Genomic DNA, 22,999 nt, shown 5'->3' on the forward strand with positions numbered 1-22,999 from the left:
ATGCAATCCCCCTGTGGGAGCGAGCTTGCTCCGGGCGGCGTTCCGACGATGACGGTAGACCAGGCAAAAAGAATCTGTCAGTCAATCGGCGTACTGATAAACACCTCAAGCCCCTCGGCATACTTCGTGAACGCGGCAATCTGCGGAAACTGCGCCGCACTCACCTGATCCGGCACCACCAGGTTGGTGAAGCTCCAGGCCACGGCCAGGGTAATGCCATCCTGCTCAATCGAACCGTCAGTCTTCAGCGGCTGCTTTTCCAGCTCGCGCTCCAGCGCCGAACAGGCCGCCACCAGCTGTCCTTCGACCCGCTGCACCCAAGGTTCGAATTGAATTTCCGCCGGTCGCAGGTTGCGCTCGTAGTAAAGCTGCACGGACTTTTCGCTGGCGGCCAACGCGAGGCCAATCAGGCGCAACGCGCGCAGGCGCTGACCCGGTTCGACGGGCATCAGGCTGTTATCGGCCAGGGTTTCCAGGTAGTCGATGATCAGCGTCGAGTCCATCAACACCTCACCGTCATCCAGCACCAGGGTGGGCGCCTTGACTACCGGGTTGATCTGCCGGAATTGTTCGAAGTGGCGGAACACCGAGACCGATTGATGTTCCAGCGTGATGCCCAGGCATTTGGCGGAAATGGCGGCGCGTCTTACATAGGGCGAGTCCAGCATACCGATCAGCTTCATGGTCCTTTCCTTTATATGGCCATTTCGGGAGGGACAACCTTAGCTGAGGTTCGCCGCCCTGCAAATGAAGACGAAAAATGCCCGGTGCAAGCCGTTTGTCTTCTATATACAGCCGCTCGATTGAATTTCTTGCTATAAACGCACTCCGATTACCGCCCCAAAGCCTGCCGTAGAGCATTTTCAGGGCTTTGTCGGACAAATTCGCTGTCTTTTCGGTTGCTGAGGCCTCAAGTCGGCCGTAGACTGCCGCCCCTCGTAAATTGAGTGCCGGGTGGCGCTTGGAACAAACGGCGCCTTTCCGATGGCCTGCCCAGGTCTGCCGGAACGCTCCCTTATTCGCCTTAATGCACGTTTTTTATAGAGATATCAATGACAAAGGACAAGTTGCTGGCCATGCCGGCGGATGACTACATGAATGCCGAGCAACATGCTTTTTTCTCCGAGCTGTTGCAGAACATGAAAGTCGAAACCCATGAGCGCATCGAGCAGAACCGCATCGCGATCGAAAGCCTGGACACCCCGGCCGATCCGGCAGACGCGGCTTCGGTCGAAGAAGAGCGCACCTGGCTGGTGAACGCGATCGATCGCGACCAGCGCATGCTGCCTCAGTTGGAACAAGCCCTTGAGCGCATCAAGGAAGACAGCTTCGGCTGGTGCGACGACAGCGGCGAGCCGATTGGGCTCAAGCGCCTGCTGATCAGCCCGACCACCAAGTACTGCATCGAAGCTCARGAACGTCACGAGCARATCGACAAGCACCAGCGTCAGGCCTGATTCTGCGAGGTAGCCCCTTTAATCCGGGCTGCCTTGAAAAGATCGCAGCCTGCGGCAGCTCCCGCACAATCGATGCAGGGCGCTGCCGCAGGCTGCGATCTTTGTTTTCTGCTGTCTTCGATTTCCCGGTTCTTCTATTGATCTGCTGCAACGTTCGCGACTAAAGGCTCATGGATAATGGCCTTATGGTGGCGTTTAATGCGAAGACAACAATTAGAAGCTTTCCGGGGTGACGATGATGACGAGAGACGGGTCTCTGGTTGCAGCAGTGCCTGCACCAGTGCTGTTGCCGAAAAACCGCTGGTTGACGCCGACGTTGCAAAGCATCGCCCTGATGCTGTTGTTAAGTGGCATGACGCTGGGCGACTGGTCGCTCTACCTTGCCCTGCCCCTGGCCGTATTGATTATCTGGCTGCCTCGCCTGCGTTCGCGCGCGACCCCTGAGGCTGCTTCCCCAGCCAACCCCGATGCCATTGGCGAATTGACTCGCAACCTTTCCTACACCACCAGCCATAACGCGCTGTCTGCCGCCGGTGTGGCGTTTTCGGTTCGGCAACTGGCGGACAAATTGCAATCGCAGCTCACGGCGGCGGCACAGATCGTCAGTAACGCCGAGGTCATGATCACCACCGAACAGGCCACCTCGGCGCTCAGTCGCCAGGCGCTGAGTGCCGCCAGCGAGGCTCATCAAAGCGGAGCGGCGGGGCGTACGGAACTGATCGAGTCCATTGCGCGCATGCATCAGCTCAGCCAGCGCGCCAGCAACAGCCGTGAACTGATCGAAGCCTTGAGCCTGCGCAGCGATGATATCCAGCGAGTGACCCTGGTGATTCAGTCCATCGCCAGCCAGACCAACCTGTTGGCGTTGAACGCCGCCATTGAAGCGGCGCGGGCGGGGGAGCACGGTCGCGGGTTTGCAGTGGTGGCCGACGAGGTTCGTGGGCTCGCCGCACGTACGGCGACCGCCACGGGCGAAGTTGGCGAGATGGTGGCCGATATCCAGCAACGTACCGCGCAGGTGGTGGAACAGATCCGCCAACTGTCCAGCGACCTGGACACAGGTGTCGAGCAGGTCGAACGGACGGGACAGCACCTGGAGAACATTGCCCGTCTGGCGGCCAGTGTCGAGTCCCAGGTCGGGGAAATCGCCCAAGGGGCAGACACCAATCGCGAACAACTCGACAGCCTGTTTCACGCCATCGAACAGATGCGCAGCGACCTGGCGGTCAGCGACCAGCAAACTCAGGGTCTGGCCCATGCGGCGGTGCAAATGGAAGGGCAAGCCGAAACCATCAGCGAGCGTCTTGCCGAGGTGGGGCTGGATGACTATCACCAGCGGATCTATGACCTGGCCCGGGAAGGCGCGAGCCAGATTGCTGCGCGTTTCGAGGCGGATATCGATGCGGGTCGAATCAGTCTCGACGATCTGTTCGACCGCAATTACCAGGTCATCCCCCATACCAGCCCGGCCAAGTACCAGACGCGTTTCGACCGCTACACCGATCAGGTTTTGCCAACGATCCAGGAACCGTTGTTGCCGCGTCACGAAGGATTGGTGTTCGCCATCGCCTGCACCCAGCAGGGTTATGTGCCGACCCACAACAGCGTATTCAGTCAGCCGCTGACGGGCGACGCGCAGGTCGATGCCATGCAGAACCGGACCAAGCGCAAGTTTGCTGATCGCACCGGGATCCGCTGTGGCAGCCATCAGAAGGCCGTGCTGCTGCAGACCTATACACGCGACACCGGCGAGTTGATGCACGATCTCTCGGTGCCGATCATGCTCAAGGGCCGGCATTGGGGCGGTTTGCGCCTGGGCTACAAACCGGAAAAGCCGCGCTAGAAACCCCGGGTTGCCGGGCGATTGTTACAGATCCTGCAACTGACCTGTACAGGGTTGTGCTGTTTCCTCACCGGCAATCTAATTAACATAGCTATTAATTAGGTTGCTAATGAAGTTCGGGGGGCAGCATGCAAGGCAAAGTTGATGTCGCGGTCATGATCGGCAGCGGAGTACCTGCCAATCTGCGCTCCATGGGACGCAAGGTTTGCTGGGTGGTGCTGCTCAATGGCGAGCGCCGGGGCACGGCGTTCTCCAGTCGCGATGAAGCGGAGGAATGCAAGGCTGCCTGGTTGGCGCAATTGAGCACCGAAAGACCTGGCAGCCTGCATTGAGGTTGTCAGTGCGTCTGGTGCATGCGCAGGTTCAGATCGTCGACCACCCGCGACCAGTCAGCGTCTTCGCGCAATTGTTCTTTGAGGAAGCCGGCCTGTTGCGGTGACCAGAACTCGGCGTCGATGAGTTTCTTGTCATCAGGCAGGAAATGGCCGGCAATGAAGTCGTCGATCGCTTTCTGGCTGGAGTCCAGGCCGAGCTGGTCGAACAGGCCTTTCAAGTCGTGGGTCGGTGATTCCATCTTCATCTCCTTGCAGGTCATCAGTCGGGTCGAGGGGCGAGGCGCGGCACCCTGGTTTCGAAGGCGCCGCACGGGTGGAGTTCGATCGCGATGTTCAAACGCAACAGTGAGCATAGACCGCCAATCGGACATTCAGGCTTTCAGTGCCCCGGCATCGACTGCCGCCTTCAGTTCCATGGCCGATTCCTGGGCCGCCAGGGCAGCGACATCCGGGGTCTTGAACCAGCGATCCTTTTCGACCTGGTGATAGGTCACGGTCTTTAGCGGTGGTTTGGCACGCATGACAATCACGGCCTGGAATTCACCGTCGATTTCTCTGGCTTCGCCCCGGATAAAAAACTCGCCGATATCAAATTCCGTCACGTTGCAGACTTCCCCTGGAAATACATTGTTGTTGTCAACGCAACCCGATTTTTTGCGGATCCGTTTTATTGGGCGGCAGTATGGCAGTAGTTGCCCGTCGACGGCTGAGATAAGTCGGCGGGCAGACGAAACGTCGATGGCGATGAGCGCGGCGGGCATGTCAACAATGTGATTCAAGAAACCGGGCGAGGGCACACGCTTCGTTATGATCAGCTCGGAAACCTCTTACGCAGCCTGTCGAATTATCCTTGATGTGAAAGAAGGCAATGCCCGCCATCACCACTTGAAATCGCGGGCGGGCCGGGACAACGGGAAGCGGTTCATGGTGGCGGGACCGTATCGGGTGCGAGCCTGGCGCTGTTTCCGAGTCAGGCATCAAGGGATAAGCAAAGTGAGTCAGCGTGCACATATGAAGTCCTTTTCATTGTTTACCGACGTATGTACGTCGTTTTGGCTAGTCTCCAAGAGCATCGCTGCTCTAGAATCACCCTCACTGGTGGGTGAATGATGTTTATCTAAAGCAATTTTTTGCGGACGATATGTAGGAAAAGATTTTTTCTTGATGAGATTTTTCCCCGAAGTTGATAGTCCATAATTTTCTGGCAGCAGGAAGGGGGTTTTCCTTCAGCCTGTGACGAACGCCAGGCAAGACGATGCGAGTGACGCTCCAGTAGTCTTCTCAAGCTTCGTGATGAATGAGTGCACTGCTCATTCAGGACTTCAATCCGGGTTCTTTGGCTACACCTTCGGCATTGCCGCTTTTTTGGCTGTGCGTTTATTTTTCGCGCACGGCACCATTTTTCAGATGTGGGGATGTTTCCTTGGCAGTAAGTAATCTCGATATGCATGCCTTGTTCGTGCTGGGTGATTTGCGCGCAAAGCTGGTCAAACAGTTTCAGTCACGTTTCGTTTACATCACTGAACAGAACGCTGAAGGCATTTACATTGCCGAAATCGACACCGAATCAGCCCTGGTGGTGGACGACAAGCCCGGACTCAAACTCAAGGTCGGCGATCATTTCAGCGCTTCGGTGCTGCCCAGTCGCGAAGGCGGCAAACTGGACATCAAGTTCCGCGACATCAAGCTGACGGTTTACGGAATTGGCGATTACGCCTTCGTGACCACGGCCGACGGCCAGGGGATCGTGTTCAAGGAGGGTCACAGCGTGGTGATGGTGTTTGCCGCCCATCAACAGCTGCAGGAAGGCCTGACCAAGACCCTGAAAGCCGTGACCGCCAAAGCGGCCAAGTGGCGCAAGGGCGAGTTGGTGACCTTCAAGGCCAGCGAGTGATGACCCTGACCCGCGCCGATTTCCACGAACAGAACCAGGCCAGCGCTCAAGACGAGGCGCGGCGGCTGTTCGGGCAGAAGAGCATTCTGCAGGGAGCCTGGCTGAATTGGGTGGCGTCACAACTTTACCAACTGCAACCGGCGGCATACGCCAGCATGGTCAGACGAGAGCTGATGCGTTTGCAGGAAACCTGCGAAAACTGATCCACGCACCTCGAAAGCAGAAACCTCTACTACAGTCAGTGGACTGAGTATTCAGAGGCTTCGCGGCCTGCTGCCAGGCCATCCTGCTATTGCTGTGAACAGCACGAGGTGCAAAAGCATGAACGGAATTCGACAGTTGCTGGCTGCTGTCCTGGCCACTTTCGGTTTGCTGGCGACACCCGCCCCGGTGTTTGCCGCCCAGACACCGATCCACTTCGCCGACCTGAACTGGGAAAGCGGCAGCCTGATCACCGATGTCTTGCGCATCATTGTCGAGAAGGGCTACGGGCTGTCGACCGACACCTTGCCGGGCACCACCATCACCCTGGAAACCGCGCTGGCCAACAATGACATTCAGGTCATTGGCGAAGAGTGGGCCGGACGCAGCCCGGTCTGGGTCAAGGCGGAGGCCGAAGGCAAAGTCGTCAGCCTTGGCGACACGGTCAAGGGTGCGACCGAAGGCTGGTGGGTGCCGGAGTATGTGATCAAGGGCGACCCGGCCAAGGGCATCAAGCCGCTGGCGCCGGACTTGCGCAGTGTCAGCGACCTGCCGCGCTATAAAGACGTGTTCAAGGACCCGGAAGCCCCGACCAAGGGACGCTTCCTCAATAGCCCCATCGGTTGGACCTCGGAAGTGGTCAACAAACAGAAACTCAAGGCGTATGGGCTGGACGACAGTTACGTGAACTTCCGCAGCGGTTCGGGCGCGGCACTGGACGCGGAGATCAGCTCGTCTATTCATCGTGGCAAGCCAGTGCTGTTTTACTACTGGTCGCCCACGCCGTTGCTCGGCCGCTTCAAGCTGATTCAACTCGAAGAACCGCCGTTCGACGCCGAAGCCTGGAAGACCTTGACCGACGCCGACAACCCCAATCCACAGCCGACCCGTTCCCTGGCCTCCAAGCTGTCGATCGGTGTCTCCACACCGTTCCAGAAGCAATATCCGCAGATTGCCGAGTTCTTTGCCAAGGTCGACTTTCCGATCGATCCCCTGAACAAGGCGCTGGCCGAGATGAGCGAGAAACATACGCCGCCGCGCCAGGCTGCGCAGGCGTTCATGAAGGCCCATCCGGACGTCTGGCGGGCGTGGCTGCCCAAGGACGTGGCGGAAAAAGTCTCCGCCGCCCTGTAGGCGCTGCCGCAGGTCGGGATCTTTTGATCTTTGTCATGAAAAAGCAAAATCAAGACATCGCAGCCTGCGGTAGCTCCTACAATGTTCGGTTCATATCCCTTTCAAGGATCTCTGAACCATGACCTTGTTGTTGGCTCAATGGCTGGTGACGATCTTCGCAGTGATCAGTCTGGTGCATGTGTATTGGGCGTTGGGTGGTGAGTGGGCGGCGGTGGCGGCGGTGCCGCAAGTACCGCAGGAGGGCAGTGCAAAACTGAGGCCGGCGTTCACGCCGCGAGGCTGGATCACGCTGACGGTGGCCGGGGCATTGCTGTTGATTGCGGTGCTGGTGTGTTTGCGGGTGGGTTGGTGCCTGCCACCGTTGCATCACTGGTCGTTGCAGTGGTTGATCAGCGCGATTGCGATCTTGCTGTTTGCCCGGGCCATTGGCGATTCGGAGCTGGTGGGTTTTTTCAAAGAGGTCAAAGGCTCGGAATTTGCCCGGCTGGACACCTGGGTCTACTCGCCGTTGTGTGTGGTGTTGGGGGCTGGGTTGTTGGCGGTGGCCTGGGTCTGAGACAGACCGGTCCTGATGCATTGACAGGTCTATCGCCTTCGCGGGCAAGCCCGCTCCCACAATTGATCTGCGTACACAGGTCAAAATGTGGGAGCGGGCTTGCCCGCGAAGAGGCCGGTCCAGTCACTGCAAAACTTTGGCTTAGCTGCCACTCTCACTCCGCCGGCTGCTCACCTCGGCCGGCACATCATCCCCGGCCATGCGTTTACGGAACAGCGCCGCCCGGGCCAGCAGCAAAGTGGTCACGGGCACGGTAATCGCCAGCAGGATCGGAATCAGCCAGGCGTGCAAGACCGGCGCGGACTTGAGCGCCGAAAAATAGATGATCGAAGCCAGCGCCACGCACCAGGCCCCGAGCGTCGAGGCCAGGGCCGGTGGGTGCATGCGCTGGAAGTAGTCCTGCATGCGCAGCAGGCCCGTGGCGCCGATCAATGCAAACAGGCTGCCGAGTACCAGCAGGATCGCCACCGGGATTTCCACCCACAACGACAATGGCGTATTCATTCGATCACCTCACCACGCAGCAGGAATTTCGCCAGGGCGAACGAGCCGACGAAACCGAACAGTGCTATCAGCAGCGCCGCCTCGAAGTACGTATCACTGGCATAACGAATACCCAGCGCCAGCATCATCAGCATCGCGACGATGTACAGGTAGTCCAGCGCCAGGACCCGATCCTGGGCCGACGGCCCCTTGAACAGGCGGATCAGGGTCAGGATCATCGCCAGGGAAAAGATGAACAGGCTCAGCGGGATCGCGTTCGACAGCAACGGGCTCATTCGAAGATCTCCATCAACGGACGTTCGTAGGTTGCCTTGAAGTGCTGGATGAACAGCGCTTCGTCGTCCAGGTCGAAGACGTGCAACAGCAGAATGCTGCGGTCCAGCGCCAGCTCCGACCAGACCGTACCGGGCACCACCGTGGTGATCATCGACAGCGCGGCCAGGCCGTTGGCGTCACGCAAGTCCAGCGGCACCTTGATGAATTGCGAACGGGGCGGGCGGCGACCCGCATTGAGCACACCCCAGGCCACGGCGAGGTTGGACACCAGCACATCACGCCCGACCAGCAGGACCAGGCGCAGGATCACCCCGGGACGACGGATGCGTACCGGCAGCGGACGCAGCTTGCGCATCATCAATGGCGCACAGAACCCCAGCGCTGCACCCAGCAGCAGGTTGCCGGGGCTGATCGACAGGTTCAGCAGCAACCACAGCAGCCACAAGGCCAGTGACAGCAACGGTGCCGGAAACAGGCGCTTCATGGCTGCACCTCCAGCGTGGTCGCATGGGCCGGCGGGTTCGGTACGACGCGCGTATCGAGCACCGCCATCACGTATTGCTGCGGGTTGTACAAGGCATCGGCGGCGGCCTGGGTGTAGCGCAGCAGCGGATCTGCCTTGAAGGTCAGCGCAATACTCAGGCCCAGCAGCGCGAAGATCGGCACGCATTCCAAGCGCCGCAACAGGGGCGATGGTCGTTCCGCTGGCGTCCAGAAGCGCTGGATGCCCAGGCGCGAGAAGGCGATCAGCGACGCCAGCCCGGACAAAATCAACAACACCAACAGGCCCCACGCGGCGTTGGAAATCGGCTCGTCGCCGCTGTTGCCCAGGCCCAGCGGATTGAGCAGGGCACCGATCAACCCGAGTTTGCCGATAAACCCGGAGAGCGGCGGCATGCCGATGATCAGCAAGGCGCAGGCGATGAAGCTCAGGCCAAGAAACGCCATGGTCCAGGGAATCACCTGGCCGACCACGGCTTTTTGCTCGTCGTCGAGGTTGATGCCTTTGGGCGGATGCAGGGATTCCAGTGGACGGGGCAGCAGTTCGGCTTCATCTTCGAGCAGGACTTCATTGGCCGAGCGCGAGCGCTCGATCAGTTCGGCCAGCAGGAACAGCGCGCTCAACGCCAGGGTCGAGCTGAACAGATAGAACAGCGCCGCGCCGGCCAGGTTCGGCTGGGCGAAACCGATGCTCGACAACAGAATGCCTGCCGACACCAGAATGCTCAGGCTGGCCATGCGCTCCAGGCGTTGTGCGGCGAGGATCGCAATGGCTGCGCAGACAATGGTCGCCATGCCGCCATAGATCAGCCACTCACCGCCAAAGAACGCCGATGCCCCGGCCTGGGCGGAAAACAGCAGCGTCCACAGGCGCAGCAAGGTGTAGACGCCGACCTTGGTCATGATTGCGAACATCGCCGCCACTGGCGCGCTGGCCGAGGAATAGGCCGGCACCAGCCAGAAGTTCAGCGGCCACATCCCGGCCTTGGCCAGAAACGCGACGGCCAGAATCCCTGCGCCGGCGTGTAGCAAGCCGCGATCAGCTTCGGATACCAGYGGGATTTTTACCGCCAGGTCGGCCATGTTCAGCGTGCCGGTAACCCCATAGATCAGGGCCGCGCCAATCAGGAACAGCGACGAGGCCAACAGGTTGATCGAGATGTAATGCAGCCCCGACGACACCCGCGCCCGGCCCGAGCCGTGCAGCATCAACCCGTAGGACGCGGCCAGCAGCACCTCGAAGAACACGAACAGGTTGAACAGGTCAGCGGTGAGGAACGCGCCGTAAAGGCCCATCAACTGGATCTGGAACAGCGCGTGAAAACTGGAACCTGCGCTGTCCCAGCGTGCCATGGCAAACAGCAGGGCACTGACGCCGATGATGCCGGTCAGCACCAGCATCAGCGCCGACAGGCGATCGACCACCAGCACCAGGCCGAACGGCACTTGCCAGTTGCTCGGCAGGTACACGCCGATGGAGCCTGGCACGCCGGTGGTTTGCGTCCATTGCAACAACGCCACGGCAATGCCCAGCCCGAGCAGGCTGGAGAGCAGATTGATCTTTGCCTTGAGCGGGCGGTGCTTCTCGCCAAGCATCAGCATGATCGCGGCGGTCAGCAGCGGCAGCAGGATGGGCGCGACGATCAGGTGAGACATCGCCATCATTCCCTGGGCTCCCGGCCATCCACATGGTCGGTGCCGGTCAGGCCCCGGGACGCGAGCAGCACCACCAGAAACAGCGCGGTCATGGCGAAGCTGATGACGATCGCCGTCAGCACCAGCGCTTGTGGCAACGGGTCGGTGTAGTGCAACAGATCCTGCGGCACGCCGTCCTTGATGATCGGTTCCTTGCCGATGAACAGGCTGCCCATGCTGAAGATGAACAGATTGACGCCGTAGGACAGCAGGCACAGGCCCATGACCACCTGGAACGTCCGTGGGCGCAGGATCAGCCAGACGCCGGACGCGGCCAGGACGCCGATGGCGATTGCGATGACTTCTTCCATCAGACGGCTCCTTTGGCGGCAACGGATTTAGGCTGGGCAGCGGTTTTGTGGCCCCGCACCGACTGGTGGGCGAGGGCGGTGAGGATCAACAGGGTCGAGCCGACCACCACGCCGTACACGCCGATGTCGAAGAACAGCGCGCTGGCCAGGTGAATGTCACCCAGCAGCGGCAACGAGAAATGCCAGGTGTGGGTGGTCAGGAACGGATAGCCGACCAGCATCGCACCCAGCCCGGTGGCCGTGGCAAACAGCAGTCCGGTGCCCATCCAGCGCAGCGGCCGCAGGCTCATTTGCGCCTCGACCCACTGCGTGCCGGCGACCATGTATTGCAGGATGAACGCCACCGACATCACCAGCCCGGCGACAAAGCCGCCGCCCGGTTGGTTGTGCCCACGCATGAACAGGTAGAACGACACCACCAGCGCCACCGGCAACAGCAGGCGCACCAGCACCGCCGGTACCATCATGAAGCCGAGCGCGGTGTCGCTGGCGTGACGCGGGTTGACCAGGTCGGTGACCACGTCCGGCGCGAGCAAGCGTTGCTGGGCCGGCAGTTGCAGGCTTTCTTTCGGCGGACGGAAGCGGCGCAGCAGGGCGAACACGGTCAGGGCCACGGCCACCAGCACGGTGATTTCACCGAGGGTGTCGAAACCACGGAAGTCCACCAGCATCACGTTGACCACGTTGCTGCCACCGCCTTCGGGCAAGGCGCGACTCAGGTAGAACGAAGAAATATCGTTGGGTGTCTGGCGCGTCAGCATGGCGTAGGCCAGCAAAGCCATGCCGACACCGACCGTGGTCGACAGCAGCAAGTCACGGATACGCCGCACCCGCGCCCGGCGCAGGCTGCCCGGCAACGGCGAGACTTCTTCGATCCGCCGTGGCAGCCAGCGCAGGCCCAGCAGGATCAACACCGTGGTCACCACCTCGACCGCCAGTTGCGTCAGGGCCAGGTCCGGCGCGGAAAACCAGACGAAGGTGACGCAGGTCATCAGGCCACAGACGCTGACCATGGTCAGTGCCGCGAGGCGGTGGTACTTGGCCTGATACGCCGCGCCAAGGGCGCAGGCGATGGCCAGCAACCACAAGGTGACGAACACGATCGACCCCGGAATTTTCGGCCGGTCACCCCAGTGAAGGCTGCTGTGCAACATGGGAATCAACCCGGCCAGCACGGCGGCGAGCACCACCAGGAACAATTGCATTTGCAGGCGCCTGGTACCCATCCGGGGCTCCAGGCGACGGGCCAGGCGCATCATCATGATCAGGCCACGCTCGAACAGGCGCTTGCCGTCGAAACGACCAATGACCGGCGGGCAGTGGAAGCGTCCACGCTTGAATTGGTTGCGCAGCAGCAAGTAGAGCAGGGTGCCGCAAGAGAGGGCGATCAGGCTCATGATCATCGGCGCGTTCAGGCCGTGCCAGATGGCCAGGCTATACTCGGGCAGCGTGCCGCCGACCACCGGTTGCGCCGCGGCAGCGAGCAGCGGGCCGACCACCTGCGCCGGGAATATCCCCACCAGCAGACAAGTGAACACCAGCAATTCGACCGGCGCGCGCATCCAGCGCGGTGGCTCGTGGGGCGTGTGGGGCAAGTCGGTCGCCGGCGGACCGAAGAACACATCCACGGTGAAACGCAGGGAGTAAGCCACGCTGAAGGTACCGGCAATGGTTGCCACGATCGGCAAACTCAGTTCGACCCAGCGCGTGGCATTGATGAACACGGTTTCGGCGAAGAACATCTCTTTGGAGAGGAAGCCGTTGAGCAACGGCACGCCGGCCATCGAGGCGCTGGCGACCATGGCCAGGGTGGCGGTAAACGGCATCAGTTTGAACAGCCCACTGAGCTTGCGGATATCGCGGGTGCCACTTTCGTGGTCGATGATGCCCGCGGCCATGAACAATGAGGCCTTGAACGTTGCATGGTTGAGGATGTGGAACACCGCGGCGACGGCGGCCAGCGGGCTGTTCAAGCCGAGCAGCAGGGTAATCAGGCCGAGGTGGCTGATGGTCGAGTAGGCCAGCAATCCCTTGAGGTCGTTCTGGAACATCGCGCAGTACGCCCCGAGCAACAGGGTGCAGGCACCGGCGCCGCTGACGATGTAGAACCATTCTTCACTGCCCGAGAGCGATGGCCATAGCCGCGCGAGCAGAAATACCCCGGCCTTGACCATGGTCGCCGAGTGCAGGTACGCCGACACGGGGGTCGGCGCGGCCATGGCGTGGGGCAGCCAGAAGTGAAAGGGAAATTGCGCACTTTTGCTCAAGGCGCCGATCAGGATCAGGGGCAACAGGATCGGGTAGAGGGCATGGGCGCGAATCAGGTCGCCGGCGGCCAGGACCTTGTCCAGGTCATAGCTGCCGACCACATGGCCGAGCAGCATGACCCCCGCCAGCAGGCACAATCCGCCCGCACCGGTCACCATCAGCGCCATGTGGGCACCACGCCGGGCGTCGGCGCGATGGTGCCAGTAGCCAATCAACAGGAACGAAAAGAGGCTGGTCAGCTCCCAGAAAAACACGATCTGGATCAGGTTGCCGGAGATCACCAGGCCAAGCATGGCGCCCATGAAGGCCAGGAAAAACGCGAAGAAGCGCGGCACTGGATCGTTCGGCGACATGTAGTAGCGGGCGTACAGCGAAACCAGGGTGCCAATGCCCAGCACCAGCATGGAAAACAGCCAGGCGAAACCGTCCATGCGCAGGACGAAGTTCAAGCCCAGGCTGGGCAACCAGGAAAACTCTTCGCGAATGACGCCGCCATGGGCGATCTGCGGGTACAGGAGCGCGACCTGAAGGGTGCCGATCAGGGCGATCAGGCCAGCCAGCAGGGATTCGGCGTTACGTGCATTGTGCGGCAACACGGCCGCCAAACAGCTGCCTATGAAAGGCAGAAGCAGTAGAACTATCAGGGACATAGGCTTCTAATCTGCGAAAGTTTGTGAAGCATCATACGTGCCAGCTCCCGGATCACCAAACGCCAAGCTGTCGCAGAATCCTACACGGTAGATGGAAAAGTCCTGTTTATCCTTGTTTCAGGGGGTTGGGTTTAACCTCTCGGACGCCATCGCGGGCAAGCCCGCTCCCACAGGGTTTTGCGGTGTGCACACCGTTTTGTGTACATCCACAAACTCTGTGGGAGCGGGCTTGCCCGCGAAAGCAATCGATCATGCACCGCTGAATTAGCGGTTCAACCCTGTGTTTCCCGCTCCAGCTCTTCTTCTACCGCAGCCGCCTTACCCTTGGTCTTCAGCTCACTGACAATCACCGCCGCCACAATCAACCCGGCCCCGAGCAGGGCAATCGCCGGCAGGCGTTCCCCGGCGATGCGCCCGACAATCCCGGCCCATACCGGCTCGCCGGCATAGATCAGCGTGGCGCGGGTCGGTGAAACGCTTTTTTGTGCCCAGTTCATCGCCACCTGAATCGCCGCACTCGCCGCCCCAAGGCCCAACGCGCTGCACAGCAGCAACCACGAGAAGTCCGGTATCGCCTCATTGGTCGGCACCACCATCAGGAACGACAGCACCGAAGTGACCGCCAGTTGCACCGCCGTCACCCGACGCACATCGACCTGGCCGGCATAGGTGCTGATCAAAATGATCTCGGCCGCAATGGCCACGGCGCTGATCAAGGTGGCGATTTCACCGGGGCTGAAGTTGAACGACGCACCGGACGGCCCGGACAACAGCATCAACCCGGTAAAGGCCAGCATGATGCCGATGCTCGGCATCAACCCCGGACGGCGCCCCAGCACCAGCCATTGCAGCAACGGCACAAACGGGACGTACAGCGCGGTAATAAAGGCCGATTGGCTGCTGGGAATGCTCTGCAGCCCGACTGTCTGCAAGCCATAGCCGAGCATGATCGCCACGCCGATAAACGACCCGGCCTTGAGTTCGAACAGGGTCAGGTCGCGCAGGTGACGCCAGGAAAACAGGGCGACGATGCTCGCGGCGGTGGCAAAGCGCAGGCCGACGAAAAACATCGGGCCGCTGACGGTCATCGCATGCTGTACCAGCAGGAAGGTTCCGCCCCAGACCATCGTGATCAGCACCAGCACGCATTCGGCCTTGCTGAACCTTGTAAAACGGGAGGAAGCCTCTGGGGAGTTCACCGACGTCATGACCTTGCACGCTACTGGAGGGGGACGCACAATGCGCCGAATGTTGCGCAGTATACTGCCCAACCCCACTCAGTGAGCAATATAGTGCACAAAGATTCTACCCAACGGGCATCGGTGCTCCAGCACGTCAGTCAAAATGTTCGTCGTTTGCGTCATGCCGCGGACATGAGCCAGACCGCGCTGGCCGAAAAGTCCGGTGTCAGCCGCCGAATGCTGGTGGCGATCGAGGCGGGGGAAAAGAACGTCAGCCTGACCACCCTCGACCGGGTGGCCGAAGCCCTCGACGTCGCTTTCAGTGATTTGATCCAGGCGCCCGACGCCCGCGATCCCAGCCGTATCAATGAGCTGGCCTGGACCGGCACCATTCCCGGCAGTAAAGCGGTGTTGCTCTCCAAGGCCCACGCCAGCCGCGAAGTCGAGCAGTGGGAATGGTGCCTGCAACCGGGCGAGGTGTATCCATCGGAGCCGGACGCCGATGGCTGGAGCGAGCAGATTTATGTCTTCGAAGGTTGTCTGACCGTTATGCTCGGCGACCAGCCACAGAATATCGCAGCGGGTGAATTCTTCATGTTCGCCAGCAACCAGCCGCACTGTTATCGCAACGACGGGGCGGTGGCGGCGCGGTTTGTGCGTAACGTGGTGATCTGAACAGGGAGAACACGATGGACCAGGCCTTGACCCATGACGCTGACATCCTGATTGTCGGTGGCGGCCTCAGTGGCACGATGCTGGCGGCGCAGTTGATGCGCCTGCCGGGCAGGCGCAAGGTGCTGGTGATTGAGCCCCGCGCCGAACTCGGCCGGGGCGAAGCCTATAGCGCGGTGGAGTTGGGGCATACGCTCAACGGCAACGCGGCGCGGATGAGTGTCGATCCGGACAACGCCGACGACCTGACCCAATGGCTCACCGACTACATTGCCAGCGGCGGCTGGCCGGAGTCGGACCAGCAGCATGTGCCGATCAGCGAATTGTTTCCGCCTCGGGGGATATTCGGTCTGTACGCGCAGCAGCGTCTGGCAGAAGCGCAAGCGGTGGGTGCCTTGAACGGTTCGACCGCCGAACATGTACGGGCCGAAGTGGTGGATTTGCAAACCGGTACGGATAACGTGCGGCTGACACTGAGCGATGGCCAATGCCTGCAAGGGGCGTTTGCGGTTCTGGCCACGGGTATGTTCCCCGCCGCGCGCACGCCACAAACCCGGTCCAGCGGCTTGAACGCTGCGGCCCTCGATCCGTGGGACGTGGCAGCCATGCAGCGTCTCGATCCGTTATCGACGGTCATGATCATCGGCTCGGGCCTGACCATGGTCGACGCCGTGGTGTCCCTGGAGCAGGCCGGGCATCGTGGTCCGATCGAAGTGTTTTCCCGCCATGGGCTGCTGCCCCATGTGCGTCGCCAGCCACCGGCCTGGGTGGATTTTCTCGCGCAGGATCAGAGCATCCGCACGCCTCGCCAGTTGATGCGCGAATTGCGTCGGCACTGCCGGGACGCCATCGCCCTGGGCATTGACTGGCAGGCGCCGCTGGACACGGTGCGGGCACATATCGGCCGCTTGTGGCATCAGGCGACGGACGTGCAGCGTCGGCAGTTCGTGCGGCATGTGCGGCCGTGGTGGGAAAGCCATCACCACCGCTCGCCACCCTTGAGTGCCGAACTGGTGGAGCGGTTATATAAAGAAGGGCGGTTACGTATTCACGCGGCCTCGTTCAAGGGCCTTGAGCCTTCGCTCAATGGCGAGGTGAGTATCCGCCTTCGACGGCGCGGCGAGGCGCAGACCTGTGTGGTCAGCGGTGCCGCTCTGATCAACTCCAGCGGTATCGAATACGACTGGCGCCGTGTCGCGCGACCGCTGCCCCGGCAATTGCTCGCCCGAGGCCTGGTGCGGCCGGGGCCGTTGGCTTTGGGCATCGCGGCGGAGGTCGATGGCGCGGTCCTGAACGCCGAGGGTCAGCCCGCCAGCTGTCTGTTTGCCATGGGGCCGCCGCTGCGCGGCATGTGGTGGGAAAGTACGGCCGTCACCGATGTGGCGAGTCAGGCCAAGGCGTTGGCCGAGCGGCTGGTGCGCTAAGTACATATCCATTTTTTTGGTTGCGGCGGCTGGCGGTTTCGCCCTTACGGCGACTTACTTTTTTACAAGCGCCTAAAAAAGTAAGCAAAAAACGCTCGCCCCTTACGTACGGCCCCTCGCTTAGGCTCGGGGTTCCTTCGCTCCGGTATTCATCCGGGGGCATCGCCTCCGGTCGGCTTCGCTCGACCTCCTCTCGATGTGTTCGGCTGCGCCGAACGGCGCTGCGCGCCTCCCCCCGGATGAACACCTCCACTCAGCCTGCCGAGGGGGCGGGTGGATCAAGATCAAGAGCTGCAGGCGAGCTAACGCTCGGCCTGATGAGTGGTGAAGAGCGTGGGTGTACGCCGCTCTGCTTTTGCTTTTCTGTAGGAGCGAGCCTGCTCGCGATGACGGCCTGCCAGCCGACCAGAGTCTTGCGGACTTCCCCGATACCTGTGGGAGCGGGCTTGCCCGCGAAGGCGGCCTGCCAGCCGATCGAAATCTTTCAGATGTACTGAATTCCTGTGGGAGCGGGCTTGCCCGCGAAGGCGGCCTGCCAGCCGATCGAAATCTTTCAGATGTACTGAATATCAATGCACCCGGCAAAAAACCGCAGCCCCCCACCCGAGGCCGCGGTTTTCCAGAGAGTTGAAACCGGCCCCATCAACCAACGTGGCTGATGGGGCGCGGGCTCAGTTGGCGATCACCGGCACCGTCCGCACGGAGCCTTGGGACGAGGTGATCGTGGCGGTCGGGTTCGCCGACGGAACCACCGTGGTGGTGTTGTTCACCGTCAACTTCCAGCGTCCATTCGCCGGGACGGAGGTGGTGCCCAGGGTGATCAGCCCGGTCGGCGTGGTGACCTTGATGGTGATGGTGTTGCCGGTGGTCACCGATGAAGTGCCGGCAAAGTCCCAGGTGAAACGGTTGTTGGAGCGGGCGCTCACCGTTGCGGTGGTCACTGCGAAGGTTTCCGTAGCAGGCCGTGGCGAAACCTGCACCGTGACCGTGGCCGGCGACGTCGACAGGGCGCCGAAGCTGTCCCGGGCGATGTAGGTGAAGGTTGTGGTGAAGGCCGTGGTGACGGTGGCCGGCGGGGTGTAGGTGAGCACGGTGCCGTTACTGCTGACGGTGCCGCGACCTGCCGGTGGTTGAGTGAAGCTGGCGACTGCTAGCGGTAAGTTGCCTTCCGGATCGGTGTCGTTGGCCAGCACGTTGATTGGAATCGCCACTCCCAGTGTCGTGACGGCATCGGCGACTGCCACCGGAGGCCGGTTAGGCGCCACGGTAATGGTCACGGTTGCCGCTGTCGTCGAGGCCAGGCCTTTGATGTCCTGGGCCTTGTAGGTGAAGGTCGTGGTCAGCGGCGCGTTGACGACTGCTGGAGGGGTGTAGACCACCGCCGTAGTGCCGCTCAGTGCCACGGTGCCCTGGCCTGCGGCGGGTTGGGTCAACGCGGTTATGCTCAGTGGGGTGTTGCCGTCCGGGTCACGGTCGTTGGCCAGCAGGTTGAGGGTGATCGGCACGCCGAAGCTGGTGCTGCCGGTATCGGCGACGGAGATCGGTGCCTGGTTCGCGCCGGTGTCCGGTGCAGTGCCGACCACTACGACCGGCTCGGTGTCACTGCCGCCGGCGGCGGATTTGACCGTAACGGTTGCAGGGGGTTGGGTCAGGTCAGCCACTGTCAGGCTTTGCAGGATGCCGGCTTTCGACAGCCTTGCGTAACCCTGGGCGACCATGTCCGGAACCACCACTTCGTCTGTGGAGGTGGCCTCTATCAGCAGGCTGTGGTTGCTCCAGCTGTAACGGGCGGTCTGGATTTTCACCACGTCCGAGAGCTTGCTCGACACCGAGGTCGGGCGGGTGGTCCCGGCGGGGTTGGTGGCGGTGACCACCACGACCGCAGGCACGGTGCCGTTGCTCAGCAGATGCTGGGCGAAGAACACGCCGTTGTTATCGCTCAGCATGTTGGTCTGGCAAGGCGACACAGGCGGGCCGGGTACCAGGGCGATGCTTTCGCGAAAGCACAGGGTCGAGCCGTTGGCCGCTTTGGCAAACACTTCGACCCGGGTGTTGATGCCGCCCGTGCCTGTTGTGCGACGGTAGGTGGCACGGCTCATGTCCACCGCGGTTTGCGCGCGATTGTCGAGCACCTTGCCGGACAGGGTGAAGAGGTTGGTCTGGATAGTGCCGGCCGGACCCTGGATGCGTACGAAGTTGGTGTTGTTGGGGCTGCCGGTCACGGCTTCGGTGAGGTTCGGGTCGCCGACAAAGGTTTCGACGGCGCCGGTGTCCGGGTTCACCTCGGTGTAGGGGCCGTTGACGCTGCGCAGGAACGGACCGACCGCACCGTTGAGTGCGCCACTGAAATTACCCGGTGCACCTATGCCGATGTCCCTGGTGAGGTTGATCGCACGACGGCCGGGGGTGGTGACGTTGACCGTTTCCACGCCGTAGGGGTGGGTAATGGTGTAGGTCCCGGCGACGGGAATGTTCACCCGCATACGGATCCGAGCGAAGCTGATTTGATCGCCATCGAGCGGATTTCCGCCAGCGAATGCCGCTTCTATCCCGGCGACATAGGCATCCATGCCGTAGCCGGCGGTGTTGTTGGGAATGTTGGTCTCGGCGAGAAACCAGAAGGCTTCGTCTGGCCAGTTATCCGGGAACACCATCGGTTGGGTGTCGTCGAAAATACCCGGCGTCGGCAACAGGGTGCACATGTAGGCCGGTGGCACACTGGCGGCGACCCGCGAGCTGGCGGCGCGTGACTGGCACAGTTCCATCGACAGTTGATTGTTGTCCTGGTACCACATCGGAAATTTCCCGGTGGCAAAGGTGTAAGGGCCGGGATCGACGGCGGCGAGTTGCGCGAAGGCACTGCCGGACAGCGATAGAGTCAGTCCCAGGGCGTTGACCGCCAGGCGTGGCCATTTGTTCATGATGCCTCCTGATGAGGATCCGGGCATGTGAGCGTTCATTGCACGATGACCACTTCTTCGGTATCGCTGCCGCCATTGGATGACGTCACGCGAACCTGGGCAGGCGGAATCGGCGTGATGCCGGTGGCCAGGCTTTTCACTGCGCCGTCACCACTCAGGGCGCCGATGGCGATACCGGTGCCGGAGGTGGCGGTGAGTACCGGCGGCGACGTTTCATCGCTGGTCGAAGCCACGATGGTGATTTGCCCGGTGCTCAGGCTGTACTCGGCGCGTGAGATCGTCACCAGGTCGGTCAGCGGCATGGGCAAGGTGGTCGGCGTGCTGCTGGCGATGGCCAGGTGGTTATCGGCGGTCACTCGCAAGGTGCTCGGCAGTGTCGGATTGTTCGGCGACTGCGCATACCAGTGGCCGGTGGTGTTGGCTTCGGTGAAATTCAGGACCGGGTTGTTGCTGTCCAGAGTCACGGTGGCCGGTGGTGGCGGGGCCAGCACGAACACGTCCTGCTGGGCCACCGGGGCGCTGGTGCCGGCCTGTCGCGAGTAAGTGCTGCGCTCGGCGATCACCGGGGTCGGCCGGACCACCGTCGACAACTTGCCGGATACGGCGAAGAGGTTGGTGCGCAGGTCCAGGCCATTGGGGCCTTCGATGCGCACGTAGTTGGTGTTGAACGGGCTGCCGGTGACGGCTTCGTTGAGGTTCGGATCGCCGACGAATTTTTCCGCCTGGCCCGTGATCGGGTTGGTCTCGGTGTAGGGGCCATTGACGCTGCGCAGGAATGGCCCGACGTCGCCCTTGAGCGCGCCGTCATAGGTTTTTGGCGCGCCGATGCCGATGTCCCGGGTCATGTTGATCGCCCGCCGGCCGGGGGTGTCGACGGTGAATACTTCGACGCCGTAGGGGTGGGTGATGACGTAAGTGCCGGCGGCGGGCACGTCGATGCGAATACGAATACGGGCGAAACTGATCTGGTCGCCCTCCACTGGATCACCGCCACTGAAGGCTGCCTCGAGCGCCGAGACATAGGTCAGGTCGATGCCCCGGGCGGCGTCGACGATGGTGGTTTCGCCTGTCGCCCAGAACGCTTCGTCGGGGAAATTGGTCGGGAAGACCAACGGTTTGGTGTCGTCGAAAATACCGGGGGTCGGGATCAACGAGCACATGTAGGTCGGGGCGCCCGGTGCGCTGGCAACCCTGGAACTGACAGCCTTGGATAAACACAGGTCAAGGGTTCGGCCGTGGGTATCTTGATACCAGGCGGCAAAATTGCCATTGGCTGGCAGGTAGGGTCCGGGGTCTGCGGCAAACAGCGCTGCCTGGGCAATGCCTTGGCCTAGAGCGGTCACGATCAGGGCGGTCGCGGTTTTGCACAGTAAAGGGTGCATGAGTATTCCCTCTATCGAAGTACCTGCCCCTTGGGGACTGGTCAGTTGGCAGGATGTTTGGCAACTTCCATACCAATCAGCGAAAACGCCCGTGAGAAGCTCGGACTAAAGGCCTAGGCGCAGTCGCTGGCGATAGACCCGGAAGCTGGGGGGGCGGGCAGTTGCCCCCAACTTTGGGGGTGAATGGGGCGCGGGAGGTGGGGATCGCAGTACCCAGGTTCGGGCAAACGGCTATGTGTGGGCTATAAACCTATAGGGGGTTTCCGGGAACCGTGTCCATGAACTCAATCACCAAAGTGCTTGTGACCGAAAGCGAAGCCCGCTTGAGCACGCGCAAGCAGCCGTTCGATCTGCTGCGCTGGTTTTCGCTGATCAGCATGGTGGTGATCGGCACGGTGGCGGTGGCGCTGGGGGCGGTGTCTACAAGGTTCGTGCTTACCGAAAGCGTGCAGCGCGATGCGCTGTTGACCTCGCAATTCATTCAGGCGATTGCCTCGGTCGAGGTGCGCAATGTGTCGATCCCCAAGATCCGGACCATGGGCGAGATGCTCGACCCACGAAATGACAAGGACTTTCCTGACGTCGACCCGCTGTCCCGCACCAATGCCCGTGATGATTTCCTCGACCATATCGAAAACTTGCCGGACGTGATCCTGGTCAACATCTATGCCCCCGACCGCATGGTGATCTGGTCGACCAACCCGGCCTTGATGGGCATCACGATCCATGGCGATGAAGACCTCGACCGGGCGTTCATATCGAAGCTTCCCGTGTCGACCAGCTACCACGATGTGGACAAGTCCCGCATGGAACAGAAGTTCCTGGAGCCACCCAAATACATCTTCATCGAAAACTACATTCCCCTGTACGACGCCGATGGCAGCACCGTCACGGCGATGGTCGAGATTTACAAGGAACCGCAGGACCTGATCAACCGCATGGAGCGCGGCCTGGTGCTGATCTGGCTGGCGACCGCCCTGGGCGGCGGTCTGATTTACCTGGGGTTGTACTGGATCGTGCGGCGGGCGGCGATCCTGCTGGCGACGCAACAGAAGCAATTGATCACCAACGAAACCTTTGTGGCTCTGGGGGAGGTGTCCTCGGCGGTCGCCCACAGTCTGCGCAATCCGTTGGCGAACATCCGTTCAAGCGCCGAGCTGGCGATGGAGTTCGACAGCGGTCCGGCACATAGGAACATCAACGACATCATTGGTCAGGTCGATCGCATGTCGAAATGGGTGCGGGAGTTGCTCCAGTCCCTGCGACCGCTCACTGACGAGGCTGAACCGGTGAACCTGGTGGCGGCCCTGCATGACAGCCTGATGGCTTATGAGCATCAGATCAGCAAGGCCAAGGTCAACGTGGTGTTCGAGCCGGACCAGACGCCCATGGTCCTGAGTCAGCAGGTGCAACTGACCCAGATCCTCAACAGCCTGCTGTCCAACGCGGTGGAAGCCATGGACAGCGGCGGTACGCTGAGCATCCAGATCGAGCCGCGCGATGCCCTTTGCGTCAGCGTGAAGGTGAGCGATACCGGCAAAGGCATGAATGAAGAACAGCGCACCATGGCCTTCCGGCCGTTCTTTACCACCAAGCAGGGCGGGCTGGGCGTCGGGCTGGTGCTGGTCAAGCGGATCATGGAGCGTTTTGGCGGTGCGGTGACCCTGGATAGCTGTGAAGGCGAAGGCACCACTGTCCGTCTGTCGTTTAAATTGGCCCCCTGAAAGTGGGGAGGAACTATCCCCCGTTAGCGGGTTTCAATCCCCAGTCATTTCTACACTCATGGCACATTGA

General features: G+C 61.4%; 23 protein-coding genes. 10 read left to right on the forward strand and 13 right to left on the reverse strand.

Going from position 1 to position 22,999, the window contains the following annotated elements:
• Positions 1 to 77 precede the first annotated feature (77 nt).
• Positions 78 to 683: a glutathione S-transferase gene (locus AB4Z35_RS26215; protein WP_442100269.1), complete on the reverse strand. Its 606-nt coding sequence runs from the start codon at positions 681 to 683 to the stop codon at positions 78 to 80.
• A 369-nt stretch (positions 684 to 1,052) separates the two neighbouring features.
• On the opposite strand from AB4Z35_RS26215, the gene AB4Z35_RS26220 reads away from it, so the two are divergent.
• From AB4Z35_RS26220 to AB4Z35_RS26230, 3 genes are all read left to right on the forward strand, one after another.
• Entirely contained in the window at positions 1,053 to 1,457 is a 405-nt protein-coding gene (locus AB4Z35_RS26220; protein ID WP_007935965.1) for a TraR/DksA family transcriptional regulator, read from the forward strand.
• A 619-nt stretch (positions 1,458 to 2,076) separates the two neighbouring features.
• Complete coding sequence (locus AB4Z35_RS26225; protein ID WP_442100310.1) at positions 2,077 to 3,300, forward strand: methyl-accepting chemotaxis protein; 1,224 nt, start codon at positions 2,077 to 2,079, stop codon at positions 3,298 to 3,300.
• 128 nt (positions 3,301 to 3,428) lie between these two features.
• Positions 3,429 to 3,632 carry a hypothetical protein gene (locus AB4Z35_RS26230; protein ID WP_007995215.1) on the forward strand — a complete coding sequence of 68 codons (204 nt, stop codon included), beginning with the start codon at positions 3,429 to 3,431 and terminating at the stop codon, positions 3,630 to 3,632.
• Positions 3,633 to 3,637: 5 nt separating this feature from the next.
• Here AB4Z35_RS26230 and AB4Z35_RS26235 read toward each other — a convergent pair whose 3' ends face one another.
• The 3 genes from AB4Z35_RS26235 to AB4Z35_RS26245 form a co-directional block, all read right to left on the reverse strand.
• A complete protein-coding gene (locus AB4Z35_RS26235) occupies positions 3,638 to 3,874 on the reverse strand; it encodes a DUF2789 domain-containing protein (RefSeq protein ID WP_007995217.1) in 237 nt (78 codons plus the stop codon).
• A 132-nt stretch (positions 3,875 to 4,006) separates the two neighbouring features.
• Positions 4,007 to 4,237: a hypothetical protein gene (locus AB4Z35_RS26240; protein ID WP_007995218.1), complete on the reverse strand. Its 231-nt coding sequence runs from the start codon at positions 4,235 to 4,237 to the stop codon at positions 4,007 to 4,009.
• Positions 4,238 to 4,397: 160 nt separating this feature from the next.
• Positions 4,398 to 4,646 carry a hypothetical protein gene (locus AB4Z35_RS26245; RefSeq protein WP_442100272.1) on the reverse strand — a complete coding sequence of 83 codons (249 nt, stop codon included), beginning with the start codon at positions 4,644 to 4,646 and terminating at the stop codon, positions 4,398 to 4,400.
• Between the two features lie 412 nt (positions 4,647 to 5,058).
• Between AB4Z35_RS26245 and AB4Z35_RS26250 the strand changes: the two genes are divergently transcribed.
• The 4 genes from AB4Z35_RS26250 (at position 5,059) to AB4Z35_RS26265 (ending at position 7,420) form a co-directional block, all read left to right on the forward strand.
• Positions 5,059 to 5,529 carry a hypothetical protein gene (locus tag AB4Z35_RS26250; protein WP_007986246.1) on the forward strand — a complete coding sequence of 157 codons (471 nt, stop codon included), beginning with the start codon at positions 5,059 to 5,061 and terminating at the stop codon, positions 5,527 to 5,529.
• Entirely contained in the window at positions 5,529 to 5,732 is a 204-nt protein-coding gene (locus AB4Z35_RS26255) for a hypothetical protein (RefSeq protein WP_442100274.1), read from the forward strand. The genes AB4Z35_RS26250 and AB4Z35_RS26255 overlap by 1 nt, the downstream gene beginning before the upstream one ends.
• Before the next feature lie 118 nt (positions 5,733 to 5,850).
• Positions 5,851 to 6,864 carry an ABC transporter substrate-binding protein gene (locus AB4Z35_RS26260; protein ID WP_442100276.1) on the forward strand — a complete coding sequence of 338 codons (1,014 nt, stop codon included), beginning with the start codon at positions 5,851 to 5,853 and terminating at the stop codon, positions 6,862 to 6,864.
• Positions 6,865 to 6,982: 118 nt separating this feature from the next.
• The gene (locus tag AB4Z35_RS26265) at positions 6,983 to 7,420 is read left to right on the forward strand and encodes a DUF3995 domain-containing protein (protein ID WP_442100278.1); all 438 of its coding nucleotides are present in this window, start codon (positions 6,983 to 6,985) and stop codon (positions 7,418 to 7,420) included.
• Between the two features lie 141 nt (positions 7,421 to 7,561).
• On the opposite strand, the gene AB4Z35_RS26270 is transcribed toward AB4Z35_RS26265, so the two are convergent.
• The 7 genes from AB4Z35_RS26270 to AB4Z35_RS26300 form a co-directional block, all read right to left on the reverse strand.
• Complete coding sequence (locus AB4Z35_RS26270) at positions 7,562 to 7,924, reverse strand: Na+/H+ antiporter subunit G (RefSeq protein ID WP_007995227.1); 363 nt, start codon at positions 7,922 to 7,924, stop codon at positions 7,562 to 7,564.
• On the reverse strand, positions 7,921 to 8,199 hold the full coding sequence (locus tag AB4Z35_RS26275) for a K+/H+ antiporter subunit F (RefSeq protein WP_442100280.1): 279 nt from the start codon (positions 8,197 to 8,199) through the stop codon (positions 7,921 to 7,923). The genes AB4Z35_RS26270 and AB4Z35_RS26275 overlap by 4 nt, the downstream gene beginning before the upstream one ends.
• A complete protein-coding gene (locus tag AB4Z35_RS26280; protein ID WP_007995229.1) occupies positions 8,196 to 8,684 on the reverse strand; it encodes a Na+/H+ antiporter subunit E in 489 nt (162 codons plus the stop codon). Before AB4Z35_RS26280 ends, AB4Z35_RS26275 begins: the two co-directional genes overlap by 4 nt.
• Positions 8,681 to 10,366 carry a monovalent cation/H+ antiporter subunit D gene (locus AB4Z35_RS26285; RefSeq protein ID WP_442100282.1) on the reverse strand — a complete coding sequence of 562 codons (1,686 nt, stop codon included), beginning with the start codon at positions 10,364 to 10,366 and terminating at the stop codon, positions 8,681 to 8,683. The genes AB4Z35_RS26280 and AB4Z35_RS26285 overlap by 4 nt, the downstream gene beginning before the upstream one ends.
• Positions 10,363 to 10,707 carry a Na+/H+ antiporter subunit C gene (locus tag AB4Z35_RS26290; protein ID WP_007973781.1) on the reverse strand — a complete coding sequence of 115 codons (345 nt, stop codon included), beginning with the start codon at positions 10,705 to 10,707 and terminating at the stop codon, positions 10,363 to 10,365. The genes AB4Z35_RS26285 and AB4Z35_RS26290 overlap by 4 nt, the downstream gene beginning before the upstream one ends.
• Positions 10,707 to 13,625, reverse strand: a complete 2,919-nt coding sequence (locus tag AB4Z35_RS26295) for a monovalent cation/H+ antiporter subunit A (RefSeq protein ID WP_442100284.1) — start codon at positions 13,623 to 13,625, stop codon at positions 10,707 to 10,709. The genes AB4Z35_RS26290 and AB4Z35_RS26295 overlap by 1 nt, the downstream gene beginning before the upstream one ends.
• A gap of 272 nt (positions 13,626 to 13,897) precedes the next feature.
• Entirely contained in the window at positions 13,898 to 14,833 is a 936-nt protein-coding gene (locus AB4Z35_RS26300; protein WP_442100286.1) for a DMT family transporter, read from the reverse strand.
• Positions 14,834 to 14,917: 84 nt separating this feature from the next.
• Here AB4Z35_RS26300 and AB4Z35_RS26305 point away from each other — a divergent pair, with 84 nt between their 5' ends.
• Both AB4Z35_RS26305 and AB4Z35_RS26310 read left to right on the forward strand, forming a co-directional pair.
• Positions 14,918 to 15,481: a helix-turn-helix domain-containing protein gene (locus AB4Z35_RS26305; protein WP_442100287.1), complete on the forward strand. Its 564-nt coding sequence runs from the start codon at positions 14,918 to 14,920 to the stop codon at positions 15,479 to 15,481.
• 14 nt (positions 15,482 to 15,495) lie between these two features.
• The gene (locus tag AB4Z35_RS26310; protein ID WP_442100289.1) at positions 15,496 to 16,902 is read left to right on the forward strand and encodes an FAD/NAD(P)-binding protein; all 1,407 of its coding nucleotides are present in this window, start codon (positions 15,496 to 15,498) and stop codon (positions 16,900 to 16,902) included.
• Between the two features lie 671 nt (positions 16,903 to 17,573).
• Here AB4Z35_RS26310 and AB4Z35_RS26315 read toward each other — a convergent pair.
• Positions 17,574 to 19,823 (reverse strand): Ig-like domain-containing protein, encoded by a 2,250-nt coding sequence (locus tag AB4Z35_RS26315; RefSeq protein WP_442100291.1) that lies wholly within the window; start codon positions 19,821 to 19,823, stop codon positions 17,574 to 17,576.
• A 35-nt stretch (positions 19,824 to 19,858) separates the two neighbouring features.
• A complete protein-coding gene (locus AB4Z35_RS26320) occupies positions 19,859 to 21,205 on the reverse strand; it encodes a hypothetical protein (protein ID WP_442100293.1) in 1,347 nt (448 codons plus the stop codon).
• 278 nt (positions 21,206 to 21,483) lie between these two features.
• Here AB4Z35_RS26320 and AB4Z35_RS26325 point away from each other — a divergent pair, with 278 nt between their 5' ends.
• Positions 21,484 to 22,929, forward strand: coding sequence for a sensor histidine kinase (locus tag AB4Z35_RS26325; protein ID WP_442100295.1), 1,446 nt, complete (start codon positions 21,484 to 21,486; stop codon positions 22,927 to 22,929).
• Positions 22,930 to 22,999 lie beyond the last annotated feature (70 nt).

The organism is Pseudomonas sp. KB_15 (genome assembly GCF_052114525.1).
Lineage (GTDB): Bacteria > Pseudomonadota > Gammaproteobacteria > Pseudomonadales > Pseudomonadaceae > Aquipseudomonas.